The sequence below is a fragment of the Streptomyces sp. MA5143a genome, from assembly GCF_900290235.1.
Lineage (GTDB): Bacteria > Actinomycetota > Actinomycetes > Streptomycetales > Streptomycetaceae > Streptomyces.
Genome location: NZ_OLMK01000178.1, coordinates 1 through 1,052, shown reverse-complemented (window position 1 = coordinate 1,052; position 1,052 = coordinate 1). Strand labels below are relative to the sequence as shown.

General features: G+C 71.0%; 1 protein-coding gene. It reads left to right on the top strand.

The window, feature by feature from the left end; all coding sequences use genetic code 11:
* Positions 1 to 142 precede the first annotated feature (142 nt).
* Positions 143 to 796 carry a TetR/AcrR family transcriptional regulator gene (locus SMA5143A_RS42425; protein WP_258194094.1) on the top strand — a complete coding sequence of 218 codons (654 nt, stop codon included), beginning with the start codon at positions 143 to 145 and terminating at the stop codon, positions 794 to 796.
* Positions 797 to 1,052: the final 256 nt, after the last annotated feature.

Below are 1,052 nucleotides of genomic sequence, written 5' to 3'. Positions count from 1 at the left end.
AGTCCCTCGTCGGCGAGGCGGTGGCACGCCTCCGCCACGGCGCGCCGCGGTTCTGGCAGCAACTCGTTCGCGTCAGCCATGCCGCGAAGGTACCCTGAACATGAAACAAAGTCACATTTGGTTTTACGGAAGGGTGCGACGGATGCCCGCGACGGACGAACCCGACGGGAGCGACATGGTGCAGGTCACGGCGCTGCGGCTGCGGCGGATGCCACGCCAGGCCCGGGCGAGGGAGAAGGTCGCCCGGGTGCTGGAGGCCGCCGAACGGCTGCTCGTCGCGGAAGGCGCGGACGTGCTGACCACGACCCGCGTCGCCGCCGAGTCGGGGGTGTCCGTGGGGGCGCTGTACCAGTACCTGCCCGACCGGGAGGCCATCGTCGAGGCCCTGGCCGATATGTACCTGACCCGGCTGGAAGCGGCCATGGAGGCGTTCGTCGAACTCGCGCGCACGGAGACATGGAGTGATCCGGTGACCGTGCTCGTCGACGCCTTCGCGGACATCTACCGTTCCGAACCGGGCTTTCGGGCCCTGTGGTTCGGACGCCACCTCACCGAATGGACCAGGCAGGCCGACAGCAAGCACAAGCGCGTCATGGCGGCGGGGCTGCACCGCATCCTGGTCGCACAGCGCCTGTTGCCCGACGGCAGGGAGGCGGCGACGGCCTGCTACACCGCCTTCCTCGCCGCCGACGCGGTGACCCAGGACGCCTTCCGCACGGACGCCGCCGGAGACGCCGAACTGCTCGGCCATCTCAAGAGCATGCTGCGCGCCTATCTCGGCCACTGGACCCGGTAGCCGCGAGTCCGGCGACCGGCGGGGCGTCACGCCGGGTCGTCGGGGCCACCGCGACCGGCGGCAGCCGGCCGACATGGCGGTGCGGGGCTGTCGTTCAGCGGCGGTCTGCAGGGAGACCGCCTCCTCCGGCCGCCGTCGGTGTTCACGGGTGAGGACGAGACGGGCGGGGCCTCCGGTCTTCTTCTCCACCCGGGCGACGGCGTCGGCCGGGCCAGTGCGAGGAAACACGGGAGCCCCTGCTGAAGCGATGGGTGAT